This is a genomic window from Oceanicola sp. D3 (assembly GCF_006351965.1).
Taxonomy (GTDB): domain Bacteria; phylum Pseudomonadota; class Alphaproteobacteria; order Rhodobacterales; family Rhodobacteraceae; genus Vannielia.
Window position 1 is genome coordinate 978,918 of the sequence record NZ_CP040932.1, and the last position, 13,762, is coordinate 992,679.

The following is a 13,762-nucleotide window of genomic DNA, read 5'->3' on the forward strand; positions in this document are numbered from 1 at the left end:
CCTGCCTATCTGGCCACAGTGGGTCGCTGGGGTGCGCATTGAGTCAATTTACTAAACAATCGCTGCGAAGATTTTCCCTGTCCAAGCCCGGTTTCCTCTCCTTACGATCTCTTCCTAGGGGCAATTGGCAAAAATTTACTCATCCCAAAGTTGAGGACTCGGCATCCCCTGATTTTATTCGTAATCGTTGATTCAACTTTAGCGAGTTCTGGGTGGGGGCACCTAGACAGACGGGGGCCAAGCTATGGCAACAGCAGACATCAATGTGACCGAATACATCGGGTCTCTGGCCGGAACTGATCTGTTTGGCGGGCAAACGATTTTGCTCAACGGGTTCGGCGGGAGCCAGACCGGGACGCTGGAAGATGACGACGGTTTTCTGGGTGACATCGACGATGGGACGGCCACCTACAACGGCGATCCGATCAACTACATCGGCAGTGGCACGGTTCAGCCTGGCATTGATGCGGGCCTCATCATCGTGCCGCTTGGCGCCAAGAGCGACGTAGTCGTGTTTGAGGCTGGGGGTAACACTTACTTCCACTATCCCGACGGTGAGCCAAACGTGTTGGGTGCGATCGCGCTGATCGTTGATATCGACGACACGCCATACGAGGTGTTCACCCCGATCTGCTTTGGCCCCGATACGGTGATTCTAACTCCAAGCGGCTACTGCCCGGTCGGAGAGATCGGCGTGGGCGACTGGGTGTGCGATGCGGATGGCCGGGCCCACGAGGTGCTCTGGTCCTCGTCCCGAAAAGTCGAGATTCCCTCCCATCCGGCTTTCGACAAGTGGAGGCCCATCCGCATCGCACGCAACAGCTTCGGCAACGGGCTGCCGTTCCGCGACACATACCTGTCCCCGCAGCATCGGGTGGAGTTGCGCGGTTGCCCCGCAGAGATGGTGGTGGGCGCCGAGCGATGCCTTGCGGCGGCCACGGGGCTTGTGAACGGCAAAGGGGTGCGGGTGGACCGCGAGGTGCCGTCTATCCGCTATCACCACTTGGCCTGCGCCGAGCATGTTTCGCTGGTGGCCAATGGGCTGCTGGCCGAAAGCCTCTACCTCAACCCTGAAACGCCCGAGTTCCGGCTGGACGCCGGATCTCAGGAGGCGGCGCAGCTGTTTCCGGAACTGACAATGAAATTGAACGCGCCAGTCGCAAGCTGCCGGGAGGCGGCGGTGCTGGCCACGTTTTTCTAGGGCTTAGCAGACGCCCTGGAAAGCCGGCCTTTGCCCCCCAGGTTTGGGCCGGACCACCCGCGTTGCCCCTGCAGCGCGGGTGGTTTCTTATCTGCCCCCCAATTGACGGGGCGCGACGACATTTTCCTTGGAAGACCGCCTTGTAATGGCGCCACGGCGCGTGAGCCGAATATGAAGAACGTTCTAGGCCCGGTCGCCCGGCTCCGAGCCGCCGCCTTGCCTAGCCCGGGCGTGGCCGCTAAGCCGGTGAGGATTGGCGAGGAGTTCAGAAAATGCGTGGAATTGCGGCTCTCATCGTGGCGCTCCTCAGCACGAGCGGCGCTGCCAGCGCCTCAGACCTGCGCGCACAGCTGTCTGGCAAAGTGCTCTATTTCGAAGGTCGGGGGGAGGAGACCATCCTTTTCAGCCTCAACCCGGATGGCACCGGTATCGGGCAAGAAACGCGCGGCGGGCGGCCTCGGCCTGAGGCGATCCGCTGGCGGGTAAAGGGCCCGCGGCTGTGCATCAAGGGCAAGCCGGGCGGCATGAGCGCCAGCGGGCGCGAAGAATGCGTGCTCGTCACCCTGCGCGGCAATCGGGTGAAGCTCGGGCCCAAGGGGAACGGGCTTGAGGGCGTGCTGACCACCCGCAAGAAGTGACCCGGCGGGCTATCGGCCTCTAGCTGTAGTGCCCCACCGGCGTGCCGGCCAGCGCCGACATATTGAGCAGCCCGCGCGCGGTGATCGACGGCGTCACGATATGGGTGCGGTTGCCCATGCCCATCAGGATCGGCCCCACCTCCAGCCCGCCAGCGCGCATCTTCAGGATGTTGCGCACCGCCGAGGCGGCATCGGCGGACGAGAAGATCAGCACATTGGCCGCCCCGTCGAAGCGGGCGGCGGGCAGGTGGCGGGCGCGCAAATCGGGGTCTAGCGCAGAATCCACATGCATCTCGCCTTCATAGGCAAAGTCGAGGTCGCGGTCGTCGAGCATCTCCAGCGCCTCGCGCATCCGGCGCCCGCCCTCACTGTCGAGGTTGCCAAACTGGCTGTGCGAGCAAAGCGCTATCTTCGGCTCCAGCCCGAAGCGCCGCACATGCCGGGCCGCGCCAATCACCGTTTCGCAGATTTCATGCGGCTTCGGAAACTGGTGCACCTGCGTATCGGCGATGAACAGTGGTCCGTCTTCCAGAATCATCAGCGAAAGCGCGGCCACCGGGTGGTGCGCCTTGTCGGCAAGAATCTGGCGGACGTAGTTGAGGTGCCAGAGAAACTGGCCAAAGGTGCCGCAAATCATGCTGTCGGCCTCGCCGCGATGCACCATCACCCCGGCAATCGCGGTGGTATTGGTGCGCATCACCGCGCGGGCAAGGTCGGGGGTGACGCCGCGCCGCGCCATCAGGGTGTGGTAGGTTTCCCAGTAATCGCGGTAGCGCGGGTCGTTCTCGGGGTTCACCAGTTCGAAGTCGCGGCCCGGGCGTATCTTCAGCCCCGCCCGCTCGCACCGCGCCTCAACCACCTCGGGGCGACCGATGAGAATGGGCAGATCGGTGGTTTGCTCAAGCATCGCATCGGCGGCCCGCAGCACGCGCTCATCCTCGCCCTCGGCAAAGACGATCTTGCGCTCGGCCTGCGCAGCGGCCTCGAAGACCGGGCGCATGAGCAGGGCGGACTTGAACACAGAACGATCGAGCGTGGCCTTGTAAGCGTCAAAATCCTCGATCGGGCGGGCAGCCACGCCGCTTTCGCAGGCGGCCCTGGCCACGGCTGTGGCGACCACCCCCATCAGGCGCGGATCAAAGGGCTTGGGGATCAAGTACTCAGGCCCGAAGGTAAGCTGCTCGCCCTTGTAGGCCGCGGCCGCCTCGGCGGAGGTGGTAGCACGGGCCAGCGCGGCGATACCCTCGATGCATCCCAGTTGCATGGCGTCGTTGATCTCGGTTGCGCCGCAATCCAACGCGCCCCGGAAAATGAACGGAAAGCACAGGACGTTGTTGACCTGGTTCGGGTAGTCGCTGCGCCCGGTGGCGATGATCGCGCCGGGGGCCACCTCGCGCACGAGGTCGGGCAGGATTTCGGGCGTGGGGTTGGCGAGAGCGAAGATGATCGGCTTTTCAGCCATCTTCGCTGCCATCTCGGGCTTCAACACACCGGGGCCGGAGAGCCCGAGAAAGAGATCAGCACCTTCAATCACATCGCCCAGCGTGGCGGGGGAGGAGCCCTGCGCAAAAGCGGCCTTTTGCGGCGTCATCTCTTCCTCACGGCCCTCGTAAACGAGGCCGGCAATATCGCAGAGCCAGACGTTCTCGCGCTTCACGCCCAGCTTGAGCAGCATGTTGAGGCAGGCGATGCCCGCCGCGCCGCCGCCGGTGGAAACCACCTTGATGTCGCCCCAATCCTTGCCCGCAAGGTGCAGCGCGTTTGTGGCCGCCGCACCGACGACGATGGCGGTGCCGTGCTGGTCGTCGTGGAACACCGGAATGTTCATCCGCTCACGGCAGATCTTTTCCACGATAAAGCAATCGGGGGCCTTGATGTCTTCAAGGTTGATCGCGCCAAAGGTAGGCTCAAGCGCGCAGACGATATCGGCCAGCTTCTCGGGGTCGGTCTCGTCGACCTCAATGTCGAAGCAGTCGATGTTGGCGAACTTCTTGAAGAGCACCGCTTTGCCCTCCATCACCGGCTTGGAGGCCAGCGCGCCGATGTTGCCCAGCCCCAGCACGGCGGTGCCATTGGAGACGACGGCCACAAGGTTGCCCCGCGCGGTGTAGCGGGTGGCGAGCGCGTTGTTTTCGGAGATGGCGGTGCAGGCCTCGGCCACGCCCGGTGAATAGGCGAGTGACAGGTCGCGCCCGTTGGCCAGCGGCTTGGTCGCCCGCACCTCCAGCTTTCCGGGTTTCGGATTGGCGTGGTAGAGCAGCGCGGCGCTTTCTGCCGGGCTATCGGGCGTGTCGTTCATGGGGCCTCCCGGAAGTGGTTTAACGTTAAACCATCTGGTTAGCGCGGAATGGCACAAAACCAACCCGCGTTCAAGCCCGTGGCCTGCCCGCGCCCCACTATGTCACAAGACTTTTGCATTTTGCAATTTCCTGTTTCACCACGTTCTCGAACCGGTTAAAAACGTCTTGGTCAATCCGGGCATCTCGCCCCATGCTTGGCCGATCCTCGAAGGCCAGTGTTTTACTGTATTGCGGTGCGAGGCAGTCGTGTGCGACCCAAGGGCCAAGGGTGCATGAGAGAAGACCGCGCCTATCGGGTCGGGCCGAATTTTGCGGTTTGAAAGCACAATGTGCGTGCAATGAGCGGCCAGTGGGCCGGGCGGGCAGGCGCCAATGTAAACGGAGAGGGTGATGAATCTGGTCGATGCGGCGCGAAATGCGCGCGAAAAGGCTTACGCCCCTTACTCGCAATTCAAGGTCGGCGCGGCGATCCGGGCCGAGAGTGGCACAGTGTTTTGCGGTGTGAACGTCGAAAACGTGGCCTATCCGGAAGGCACCTGCGCCGAGGCGGGCGCAATTGCGGCGATGGTGCTTGGCGGCGACAGTAAGATCGCCGAAGTGGCGGTGATTGCCGATAGCCCCGCCCCCGTGCCCCCCTGCGGCGGCTGCCGCCAGAAACTGGCCGAATTTGCCGAAATGGATGTGAAGGTAACGCTGGCCACCACCCGTGGCGAGGTTCTGGAAACCACGGTCGGGGCCCTGCTGCCCGGTGCCTTCGGCGCGGGCCATCTGGTGAACACGCCGGATAACAAGGCCTGAGCATGGACGCCCGAAAGGTTCTGCATGCCCTGCGAAAGGGCGAAACCCTGAGCCCGGAGGCGGTTGACTGGTTTGCCTATGCGCTCGCGGATGAACGCGTAAGCGACGCGCAGGTGGGGGCCTTTGCAATGGGCGTCTGCCACGCCCCCCTGAGCGCCGAGGCGCGGGTGGCTTTGACCCTTGCCATGCGCGACTCGGGCGAGGTGCTCCAGTGGGATCTCGACGGCCCGGTGGTCGACAAACATTCCACCGGCGGCGTGGGCGACTGCGTCAGCCTCGTGCTCGCCCCCGCGCTGGCCGCCTGCGGGGTGTACGTGCCGATGATCTCGGGCCGCGGGCTGGGCCACACCGGCGGCACGCTCGACAAACTGGAGGCGATCCCGGGCTTCAGCGCTGAAATCCCGATCGACAAGCTGCAAAAGATCACCCGCGAGGTTGGCTGCGCCATTGCCTCTGCCTCGGTGGATATCGCCCCCGCCGACAAGCGGCTCTACGCGGTGCGCGATGTGACGGGCACCGTGGAAAGCCTGGATCTGATCACCGCCTCGATCCTCGCCAAAAAGCTGGCTGCCGGGCTGGGAGGGTTGGTGCTGGATGTCAAATGCGGCGCTGGAGCCTTCATGAAAACGCCGGCCGAGGCCCGCAAGTTGGCGCGCTCGCTGGTGGAAACCGCAAATGGGGCAGGTTGCCCGACCCGGGCGCTTATCACCGACATGAGCCAGCCGCTTGTCCGCTCGGCAGGCAATGCGGTCGAGGTAACAGAGGTGATGGACACGCTCACCGGCTCAGGCGCATCCGGGCCTCTCAGCCACCTGACGGCCAAATTGGGCGGCGAATTGCTGGCGATGGTGGGGGTGACGAAAAACGCCTTCGACGGTGCCGATATGGTGCTCGACAAAATCCGCTCCGGCGAGGCCGCAGAGCGGATGGGCCGGATGGTCGCCGCGATGGGCGGGCCGAGCGACTTCCTTGGCCGTTGGCGCGACAGGCTGCCCGCCGCCCCGGCAACCGCCCGCGTGCGGCCCGAAGGCGAGGGCTACGTCGAGGCGATTGACACCGAAGCGCTTGGCCTTGCCGTGGTGGCCATGGGCGGCGGGCGAAAGCGCGCGCGCGACCGGATCAATCCCTCCGTCGGCCTCAGCCAGATTGCGCAAATCGGCGACCGGGTCGACAAAGAGCGCCCGCTGGCCCGCATCCATGCCGCCCGCCGCAGCGAGGTGGAGGCGTTTGAGCCTTGGGTGCGTGCGGCTTTCAAATTGAGCGAGACCCCGGTAAACCCTCCCAAGCTGGTGCTTGGACGGGTGGAGTAAATGCCGCGAGCCTTTCTGGTTGTGATGGATTCCGTAGGCTGCGGCGGTGCGCCTGATGCGGCGGACTTCGGCGATGAAGGCTCCAACACGCTGGGCCATATCATGCAGGCCTGTGCCGAGGGCCGCGCAGAAGAAGGCCGCAGCGGCCCGCTGAAGATGCCGGTGCTCGACGGGCTGGGGCTGGCTGATGCCGTCGCTCTGGCCAGCGGCGTCGTGGGCGAGGGCCCGACCGGGCACCCAACGGGCCTCTGGGGCTGCGCCACCGAGATTTCACCGGGAAAGGATACGCCCTCAGGCCATTGGGAGCTGGCAGGCGTGCCGGTGCCGTGGGATTGGCACTACTTCCCAGATGAAGATCCGGCCTTTCCGCAATACATCCTCGATGCGCTGGCCTCGATGGCGGGCACGGGCGGGACGCTTGGCAACCGGCACTCCAGCGGCACGGTCATCCTTGAAGAAGAGGGCGCCCGCCACATGGCGACAGGCTGGCCCATCGTCTACACCTCTGCCGACTCGGTGCTCCAAATCGCCGCCCATGAAGAGCGCTTCGGGCTGGAGCGGCTGCTGGACCTCTGCCAAGAGATCGCCCCGACCATGCACGCGATGAAGGTTGGCCGCGTCATCGCACGCCCCTTCGTGGGTTCGCCCGAAGAGGGCTTCACCCGCACAACCAACCGCCGCGACTTTGCCATCGCCCCGCCCGAGCCGACCCTGTGCAACTGGGTGCAGGACGCGGGCCGCAAGGTGCATGCGGTGGGCAAGATCAAGGATATCTTCGCCGGTCACGGCATTGATGACGTGGTGAAGGGCGATGACGCCGTGCTGATGGAGCACCTTTCGCGGCTTGTGGACGAGGCCGAAGAGGGCTCGCTCACCTTCGCCAATTTCGTCGAGTTCGACAGCCTCTATGGCCACCGCCGCGACGTTTCGGGCTATGCCCGCGCGCTGGAGTGGTTTGACGCTTGCCTGCCACCGATCCTCGCCAAGTTGCGCGAGGGCGACATGATGGTGTTCACCGCCGATCACGGCAATGACCCAACGTGGCGCGGCACCGACCACACCCGCGAGCGGGTGCCGGTGGTGATCGCGGGCAGGGGCGCGGGCGAAATCGGCCATTGCGGCTTTGTCGATGTAGCGGCCTCCGTGGCGGCGCATCTGAACGTACCGGCGAAGGGGCCGGGGAGGAGCTTTTTGTGAGCTGGAAACAACTGCCTAAGACAGAGCTGCACCTGCATCTCGAAGGCGCCGCGCCGCCGGAGTTCATCCGCTCCCTCGCCAAGGAGAAGAAGGCCGACATCGGCGGCATCTTCGACGAGCAAGGCAATTACGCCTACGCGAATTTTGCGGAGTTCCTGAAGGTCTACGAGGCGGCAACTTCCGTGCTGACCACGCCCGAGGACTATGCCCGCCTCACCCGTGTCGTGCTGGAGCAATGCGCCGAGCACGGAGTGATCTACGCCGAAACCTTCCTGTCGCCCGATTTCTGCGGCGGCGGCGATGTGAAGGCCTGGTGGGAGTATTGTGCGGCGATGGCCGAGGTGGCCGAAGAGGCCGAGAAGGATCTGGGCATTACGCTCAAAGGCATCATCACCTGCATCCGCCATTTTGGCCCTGAAAAGGCCCGCGCCCCGGCGATCTGCGCCGCTGAGAGCGCAGGCGATTTCATCACCGGTTTCGGCATGGCGGGCGCGGAGACGGTGGGCAAGCCGGGCGATTATGCCTGGGCCTTCGACTGTGCCCGCGAGGCTGGGCTGCGGCTCACCTGTCATGCAGGCGAGTGGGGCGGCCCCGAGATGGTGCGTGCCACGCTGGACCAGCTTGAAGGCATCGAGCGGATCGGGCATGGCGTGGCGGCCTATCATGATGGCCCGCTGATGGAACGGCTCGCGGAAAACGGCATCACGCTGGAGGTCTGCCCCGGCTCCAACATCGCGCTTGGCGTCTTCCGCCACTGGCACGACCACCCGATCGAGAAACTGCGCGAAAACGGGGTCGCGGTGACGGTGAGCACCGATGACCCGCCGTTCTTTCACACCACGATGACGCGGGAATACGAAAAGCTGAACGAGGTGTTCGGCTGGGACGAGGGCGACTTTGCCGCGCTGAACGAAGACGCGATGGCCGCCGCCTTCTGTGACGAGAAAACCCGCGAAGACATTCTGAAGAGGCTTAAGACATGACCAAGCACCTGACCGTCGTTGATCACCCGCTGGTGCAGCACAAGCTGAGCTTGATGCGCGAGAAGGAAACGCCAACCGCGGTGTTCCGTCAGCTCTTGCGTGAGATCAGCCAGCTTCTGGCCTATGAGGTCACACGCGAGTTGCCGATGACGACCAAGCGGATCGAGACGCCGCTGGTGGAAATGGACGCGCCGGTCCTCGACGGCAAGAAACTGGCGCTGATCTCGATTCTCCGGGCGGGCAACGGGCTGCTCGACGGGGTGCTGGAGCTGATTCCAAGCGCGCGCGTCGGCTTTGTTGGCCTCTACCGCGATGAGGAGACGCTTCAGCCGGTCGAATACTACTTCAAGGTGCCCGCCGAGTTGGGCGACCGGATGGTCATTGCCGTTGATCCGATGCTGGCCACCGGCAACTCCAGCGCAGCCGCGATCACGAAGCTGAAGGAGGCAGGTGCCGTAAATATCCGTTTTCTCTGCCTTTTGGCGGCACCCGAGGGCGTGGCGCGGATGAAAGAAGCGCATCCCGACGTGCCGATTGTAACCGCAGCGCTCGACGAGCGGCTCAACGATCTGGGCTATATCATGCCCGGTCTGGGCGACGCTGGAGACCGGATGTTCGGCACCAAGTAATGGTTTGTCCCTTTACGCATTGCCGCTAATCCTTTAGCTTTGCTGGATATTTTTGGGGAGCATTCATGATGCTGAAACGTGTACTTTCGGCTGCCGCCGTTGTTGCATCTCTCTTTTCGGGCGCGATGGCGCAGGCCCAGTCCAAGGGCACCCCGGCGGAATTTCCGCCCGCCAGCTACAAGGGCGCGCAATACGTTGACAGCAAGGGCTGCGTTTTCGTGCGCGCCGGGTTTGAGGGCGCGGTGTCTTGGGTTCCGCGCATGACGCGGGGCCGCAAGCAGATCTGCGGCGTCAGCCCCACCTTTGCCAAGGCCCCCAAGCCAAACGTGCCGGTTGTGACCGATGCGCCAACGCGGACGGTGGCCGCACGCCCGGCCCCCGCGCAAACCCAAACCCGCACCCGTGCGGCAACCTCGGGCGAGGCCACAACGAGGACCCGGGTGGTCAAACAGCGCTCTTCCGTTCCTTCTGCCACCACGCGTTCCGAGCCACGGGTTGTGCGCCGCGCGGCAACGCCTGAAACCCGTCAGGCGAGCACGCGGACGACCACGGAAACCCGGGTGATCCGCCGCCAGTCGTCGACCTCCTCGGTCACACGCGGCGAGCCAAGGGTGGTGCGTCGCGAGGTGGCCCCCGCGCCGCGCCAGCCCGCCGCCCAGCCGCGTGTTGTGCGGCGCTCTGCGGCTTCGGCCCCGGCCACCACGCGCCAGCCCGCCGCAGCCTCCTCCGGCCGCTACGTCCAGGTGGGCACCTTCTTTGACGATATCGAAGCCCGGCAAACCGCATCGCGGCTGCGCGGCGCGGGCCTTCCGGTGCGCACCCGCGCGATGACCCGCAGCGGCAAACGGATGACCATCGTGATGGCCGGCCCGCTGGCCGGAAGCGCGTTGACGGCAGGGCTGCGCAAGGCTCGCGCTCTGGGCTTCAGCTCGGCCTACGTCCGCTAGGGGCCAAGAGACTTCTGAAAATGAGCGCGCCTCGCACGGAAACCTCGCGGGGCGCGTTGCGTTTCGGGAGGGCAACCCATTCGCCCCCTGCCTGCGTCGCGGGGGCTGGTGGTGGGCTGCCTATTCGCCGCAGATGCCTTGCAGAGCAACCCAGTCGGCATCTTCCAGCACGGGCTCCGCACCGCCACCGCGCATCGGGTCGGCCTCGATCAGCGGCAAGGTGCCCTCCCCGGTAACATCCACCGCATAGGCATAGGGCGTCGTGGCCAGCTTGGCCTCTGCGAAGCGCGCAAGCAGCGCCTCATCGGGCACAGGCGCTTGCGGCGCTGTCACGAGCTCCTCAGCATAGGCATCCAGCGCAGCCTCGGGCAGCGCGCCCGTCGTCAGCAGGCGGATGGTGGCGATGAGCCCGGCGTGTTCCAGCAGCCGTTCAAGCGGGTCCGTCTGCGCGGAGCGGGTGGCTTCGGCAAGGATGTAGCCAGCCACAACATCGGGGCTCTCATAATCCTCCACCAGCGCGCGGTTCATCAGGATCAACCCGCCGGGCAGGGCCACGGTATTGGTGATTCCACCGCGCAGCACCAGCAGCCCGCCCTTTTCAGGCGCGCGCAGGCGGGTGTGCAGCCGGGCCAGCGCCCTGTCACCGCGCGGGCTGCGGCAGGGCGCACCGGAGACCCGCCCGATCGCCCGAAACACATGCCCGCCCAGCTCTGCGCGGGTCGGCTCCGGCACCACGCGCACGGTGTGCGAGGTCAGCGCCCCGGGCAGCCAGACAAATGCAGCCACCGCCAACGCCGCCGAGCCGCCCCAAAGGATCACCCGCCGCAGCCAGCCCTCGCGCGGCCTGCGCCGTGCAATCACCTGACGGACCCGCTCGACCGCCTCGATCATGGTCTCGTCTTCAAGCTCTAGCAGCTCCAGCGCTTCGGCAGAGGGAGCATAAAGCGCAGGCATCTCGCCGGGGTTCACCCGCTCCACGGCAGCAAGCGACCAATGCGAAAGCACTCGCCCCGCGCCATCGGTGATCGCAAGGGAGGCATCGCCAAAGTTGACGACAACATTCTGCCGCTGCGCCTCCGGCTCAGGGCGCCAGAGGCCGGCACATTCCAACCGTTGATATTCTTTGAGCGCTGTCATGCGCGGGGTGGCCTGCTCGTTATTGCTCTTGTTCGTTACGGCAACACTAGCGGGTTTTCGCTCACAAGGGAATCGGCAAGCTGTGCCGCCCTGCGGTGAGGCGGGGCGGCACACTCTGAAGTGGTTACATGCTGTTGAGGCTCACGAGATAGGCGTAAACATTCGCCGCATCTTCTTCGCCCTTCAGGCGGAACGACATCTTCGACTTGGCCTTCGAGTTGCCGGTGAACTCTTTGAGAAAGCCGCGCGGATCCTGCACGTAGGCCACGAAGTTCTCCTCGCTCCAGACAAGTCCGTTCTCTTCGCCGGCAGCCACCAGATCCTTGCTGTAGCGAAAGCCTTCAACCGCCCCGGCCTTGTGGCCGGCCACGTTGAACAGGTTGGGCCCGGTCTTGGAGGCCTTGCCCGCCAGCGTATCGCCCGCCTCGTTCTTGACCACGTGGCAGGTGACGCAGCGCTTTGCAAAAATCGCTTCGCCTTCTGCCGCATCGCCGCTCGGGGCGGGCATTTCGGCCATTTCGGTTTCGGCGGTCTCTGCGGCCTCATGGCTCTCGGCCAGCGCCGGGCCGGCCAGCAGGGCGGCGAGGGCGATGGCGGTGATAGGTGTTCTCATGGCTTCCTCCTTGAGGGGTTGTGCTGTGTGAACCCGCGCGTTCGTGTTGCCTTGTTAGCCAAGCCGCACCCCGATAAACACGCGACGCTGTGGCACAGGGATTCATAGAGATGAGCAAAGGCGCCGACCATCCGACCAAGGTGCAGGCAGGGATGATCCCGGCCTGGGTGGAGGGGCAGCTACAGCCGGTGGAGAAGCTGGCCGCGCACCGTCAGGGGCTTCGCCACAAGGCGGTGTCTGTCTTCGTCTTTGATGGAGAGCGGCTGCTGATCCAGCAACGGGCGGCGGAGAAGTATCACACGCCCGGCCTCTGGGCGAACACCTGCTGCACCCACCCGCATTGGGGCGAGGATGACGCGAAGTGCGCCGAGCGGCGGCTCGGTGAGGAGTTGGGCCTGCACGGCGTGGCGCTGGAGCCGGTCGGCGAGGTAGAATATCGCGCCGACGTGGGCGGCGGCATGGTGGAGCACGAGGTCGTGGCGATGTTTCGTGGCGAGGCCCCGGGGGCCGCGCTTCAGCCAGACTCGGCGGAAGTGCAGGCCGTGCGCTGGCTGACGCTGGAGGCGCTCGCGGGCGAAATCGCGGCGACGCCAGAGCGCTTCACACCTTGGCTGCGAATTTACATGGCAGAGCACCGGGGCGTGTTTGAGCGCTAAAGCCAGCGCTTCGCGTGCTGTCGGCTTTCATCGCACCAGCGGATGAGGGCCACATGGCCCGAGGGGCGGCTAGGGCGTTACCTCAAGGGCGCAGGCCGTGGGAGCGCAGGCGCTGCTATCGGCCATCGCCTCGAAGCGCAGGGTGGCGCCAAGGGCGATGAGCAGGGTGAGGGCGGCGATGCGTGCCATGGGCTGTCCTCCGGGTGCGTTTCACACCGGGCCGCTGCGGGCCCGTTGAAGGTAATACGCATCAGCACGGCCAATCCTTTGACGGCATGGCGAAAAAATGCACCTCACGCGCGGTAAGTTGCAGAAACTTAGGAAAAGAAAGTTTGGTTGTGCGGTTAGGTGCCGTAGCGGGCGATGAACATGTCAATCGCGCCGTCAATCACCTGTTTGCGCTTTTCGGGGGTGAACTCGCACTCCAGCCCCATCAGGCATTTCACCCAAAGCTCGGCCTTGCACAGCTCCATGAGCTGATAGGCCGCCAGCTCGTAATCGTCGATGTCATGCAGCTCGCCGCGGGCTTCGGCGTTTTGCAAAAGCGGTACGATGCTGTCGCGCACAAAGCGGGGGCCATACTTGTAAAACTCGCGCCCCAGCTCGGGGAAGCGGCAGCTCTCGGCCACGCAGATGCGGAACATGCCGCGCCCGAGTTCGGAGAGCATGAACTCCTGCATCCGCTCAGCCACCAGCCGCAGCACCTCGCGCACCGGGCGGTTCGGGTCGATCTCCGACACAGCGATCTCGGCCTGACGCTGACACTCGCAAGTGGCAACCTCCATGAACAGCAGGCCCTTGTCGGGGAAGTAGCTGTAGAGCGTGGCCTTGGAAACCCCGGCTTCCTTGGCGATCAGGTCAACACTGGCGCCTTCGAATCCATCAGCCAAAAAGATCTTGCGGGCGCCTTCCAGCACCTGATCGAACTTCCTGCCGCGTTTGATTTCACCCACCGGTGCGTTCATGTCCAACTCCGTTCCCCTGACCAACTATAAACCAGACAGTTTAGTTCCGGCAAGGCAATGCGGGCCTCGCCGGAACTTTCCGTCGATGGAAGAGTGGTGGCTTCGCTCACTTGGAGCCGGCTTGGGTGCCCGTGGCAAGGATGGCGGGCGCACTGTGGGAGCGGTCAGGCAACTCGGGCGCGCTGGGGCTTGCGGTGGAGGCGCTGGTAAAGGTCACGCGGGGCAGGTCGGTCGCGAAACTGCCGGCGTTGGCAGCGTGAAGGGACGCGCCGAGGGCGATGAGAACGGTGAGGGCAGAGATGCGCAGCATCGGATTATCCTTTCGAATCTGAACTGAACCACTCGGTTCAGATGGGTATCTAAACCGTTCGGTTCGTTTTGCAAGATT

General features: G+C 64.7%; 14 protein-coding genes. 9 read left to right on the top strand and 5 right to left on the bottom strand.

Annotated elements, in window-relative coordinates; all coding sequences use genetic code 11:
• The first annotated feature begins 244 nt into the window (after window positions 1-244).
• Both FHY55_RS05065 and FHY55_RS05070 read left to right on the top strand, forming a co-directional pair.
• Window positions 245-1,201 (top strand): Hint domain-containing protein, encoded by a 957-nt coding sequence (locus FHY55_RS05065; protein ID WP_140013150.1) that lies wholly within the window; start codon window positions 245-247, stop codon window positions 1,199-1,201.
• A gap of 272 nt (window positions 1,202-1,473) precedes the next feature.
• Complete coding sequence (locus FHY55_RS05070) at window positions 1,474-1,839, top strand: hypothetical protein (RefSeq protein WP_140013151.1); 366 nt, start codon at window positions 1,474-1,476, stop codon at window positions 1,837-1,839.
• A gap of 19 nt (window positions 1,840-1,858) precedes the next feature.
• On the opposite strand, the gene FHY55_RS05075 is transcribed toward FHY55_RS05070, so the two are convergent.
• Complete coding sequence (locus tag FHY55_RS05075) at window positions 1,859-4,138, bottom strand: NADP-dependent malic enzyme (RefSeq protein WP_140013152.1); 2,280 nt, start codon at window positions 4,136-4,138, stop codon at window positions 1,859-1,861.
• Between the two features lie 391 nt (window positions 4,139-4,529).
• Here FHY55_RS05075 and FHY55_RS05080 point away from each other — a divergent pair, with 391 nt between their 5' ends.
• From FHY55_RS05080 to FHY55_RS05105, 6 genes are all read left to right on the top strand, one after another.
• Window positions 4,530-4,937 carry a cytidine deaminase gene (locus tag FHY55_RS05080; RefSeq protein ID WP_140013153.1) on the top strand — a complete coding sequence of 136 codons (408 nt, stop codon included), beginning with the start codon at window positions 4,530-4,532 and terminating at the stop codon, window positions 4,935-4,937.
• Window positions 4,938-4,939: 2 nt separating this feature from the next.
• Window positions 4,940-6,247, top strand: a complete 1,308-nt coding sequence (locus FHY55_RS05085) for a thymidine phosphorylase (RefSeq protein ID WP_140013154.1) — start codon at window positions 4,940-4,942, stop codon at window positions 6,245-6,247.
• Window positions 6,248-7,444 (top strand): phosphopentomutase, encoded by a 1,197-nt coding sequence (locus tag FHY55_RS05090; protein ID WP_140013155.1) that lies wholly within the window; start codon window positions 6,248-6,250, stop codon window positions 7,442-7,444.
• On the top strand, window positions 7,441-8,427 hold the full coding sequence (locus tag FHY55_RS05095; RefSeq protein WP_140013156.1) for an adenosine deaminase: 987 nt from the start codon (window positions 7,441-7,443) through the stop codon (window positions 8,425-8,427). Before FHY55_RS05090 ends, FHY55_RS05095 begins: the two co-directional genes overlap by 4 nt.
• The gene (upp, locus tag FHY55_RS05100) at window positions 8,424-9,056 is read left to right on the top strand and encodes a uracil phosphoribosyltransferase (protein ID WP_140013157.1); all 633 of its coding nucleotides are present in this window, start codon (window positions 8,424-8,426) and stop codon (window positions 9,054-9,056) included. The genes FHY55_RS05095 and upp overlap by 4 nt, the downstream gene beginning before the upstream one ends.
• Before the next feature lie 68 nt (window positions 9,057-9,124).
• A complete protein-coding gene (locus FHY55_RS05105; RefSeq protein WP_140013158.1) occupies window positions 9,125-10,003 on the top strand; it encodes an SPOR domain-containing protein in 879 nt (292 codons plus the stop codon).
• Between the two features lie 120 nt (window positions 10,004-10,123).
• Here FHY55_RS05105 and FHY55_RS05110 read toward each other — a convergent pair whose 3' ends face one another.
• A complete protein-coding gene (locus FHY55_RS05110) occupies window positions 10,124-11,140 on the bottom strand; it encodes a hypothetical protein (protein WP_140013159.1) in 1,017 nt (338 codons plus the stop codon).
• A gap of 124 nt (window positions 11,141-11,264) precedes the next feature.
• Window positions 11,265-11,753 carry a cytochrome c family protein gene (locus tag FHY55_RS05115; RefSeq protein WP_140013160.1) on the bottom strand — a complete coding sequence of 163 codons (489 nt, stop codon included), beginning with the start codon at window positions 11,751-11,753 and terminating at the stop codon, window positions 11,265-11,267.
• A 110-nt stretch (window positions 11,754-11,863) separates the two neighbouring features.
• Here FHY55_RS05115 and idi point away from each other — a divergent pair, with 110 nt between their 5' ends.
• A complete protein-coding gene (idi, locus tag FHY55_RS05120; RefSeq protein ID WP_254695421.1) occupies window positions 11,864-12,409 on the top strand; it encodes an isopentenyl-diphosphate Delta-isomerase in 546 nt (181 codons plus the stop codon).
• A gap of 344 nt (window positions 12,410-12,753) precedes the next feature.
• Here the strand turns inward: idi and FHY55_RS05125 are convergent, their stop codons facing one another.
• Both FHY55_RS05125 and FHY55_RS05130 read right to left on the bottom strand, forming a co-directional pair.
• Window positions 12,754-13,374, bottom strand: a complete 621-nt coding sequence (locus tag FHY55_RS05125) for a TetR/AcrR family transcriptional regulator (RefSeq protein WP_140013161.1) — start codon at window positions 13,372-13,374, stop codon at window positions 12,754-12,756.
• Between the two features lie 106 nt (window positions 13,375-13,480).
• Window positions 13,481-13,684 carry a hypothetical protein gene (locus FHY55_RS05130; protein WP_140013162.1) on the bottom strand — a complete coding sequence of 68 codons (204 nt, stop codon included), beginning with the start codon at window positions 13,682-13,684 and terminating at the stop codon, window positions 13,481-13,483.
• Window positions 13,685-13,762: the final 78 nt, after the last annotated feature.

What these genes read in the sequence shown, in the direction of transcription:
- FHY55_RS05065 (WP_140013150.1), top strand. Translation starts at nt 245, where the DNA reads ATGGCAACAGCAGACATCAATGTGACCGAATACATCGGGTCTCTGGCC.
- FHY55_RS05070 (WP_140013151.1), top strand. Translation starts at nt 1,474, where the DNA reads ATGCGTGGAATTGCGGCTCTCATCGTGGCGCTCCTCAGCACGAGCGGC.
- FHY55_RS05075 (WP_140013152.1), bottom strand. Translation starts at nt 4,138, where the DNA reads ATGAACGACACGCCCGATAGCCCGGCAGAAAGCGCCGCGCTGCTCTAC.
- FHY55_RS05080 (WP_140013153.1), top strand. Translation starts at nt 4,530, where the DNA reads ATGAATCTGGTCGATGCGGCGCGAAATGCGCGCGAAAAGGCTTACGCC.
- FHY55_RS05085 (WP_140013154.1), top strand. Translation starts at nt 4,940, where the DNA reads ATGGACGCCCGAAAGGTTCTGCATGCCCTGCGAAAGGGCGAAACCCTG.
- FHY55_RS05090 (WP_140013155.1), top strand. Translation starts at nt 6,248, where the DNA reads ATGCCGCGAGCCTTTCTGGTTGTGATGGATTCCGTAGGCTGCGGCGGT.
- upp (WP_140013157.1), top strand. Translation starts at nt 8,424, where the DNA reads ATGACCAAGCACCTGACCGTCGTTGATCACCCGCTGGTGCAGCACAAG.
- FHY55_RS05105 (WP_140013158.1), top strand. Translation starts at nt 9,125, where the DNA reads ATGCTGAAACGTGTACTTTCGGCTGCCGCCGTTGTTGCATCTCTCTTT.
- FHY55_RS05110 (WP_140013159.1), bottom strand. Translation starts at nt 11,140, where the DNA reads ATGACAGCGCTCAAAGAATATCAACGGTTGGAATGTGCCGGCCTCTGG.
- FHY55_RS05115 (WP_140013160.1), bottom strand. Translation starts at nt 11,753, where the DNA reads ATGAGAACACCTATCACCGCCATCGCCCTCGCCGCCCTGCTGGCCGGC.
- idi (WP_254695421.1), top strand. Translation starts at nt 11,864, where the DNA reads ATGAGCAAAGGCGCCGACCATCCGACCAAGGTGCAGGCAGGGATGATC.
- FHY55_RS05125 (WP_140013161.1), bottom strand. Translation starts at nt 13,374, where the DNA reads ATGAACGCACCGGTGGGTGAAATCAAACGCGGCAGGAAGTTCGATCAG.
- FHY55_RS05130 (WP_140013162.1), bottom strand. Translation starts at nt 13,684, where the DNA reads ATGCTGCGCATCTCTGCCCTCACCGTTCTCATCGCCCTCGGCGCGTCC.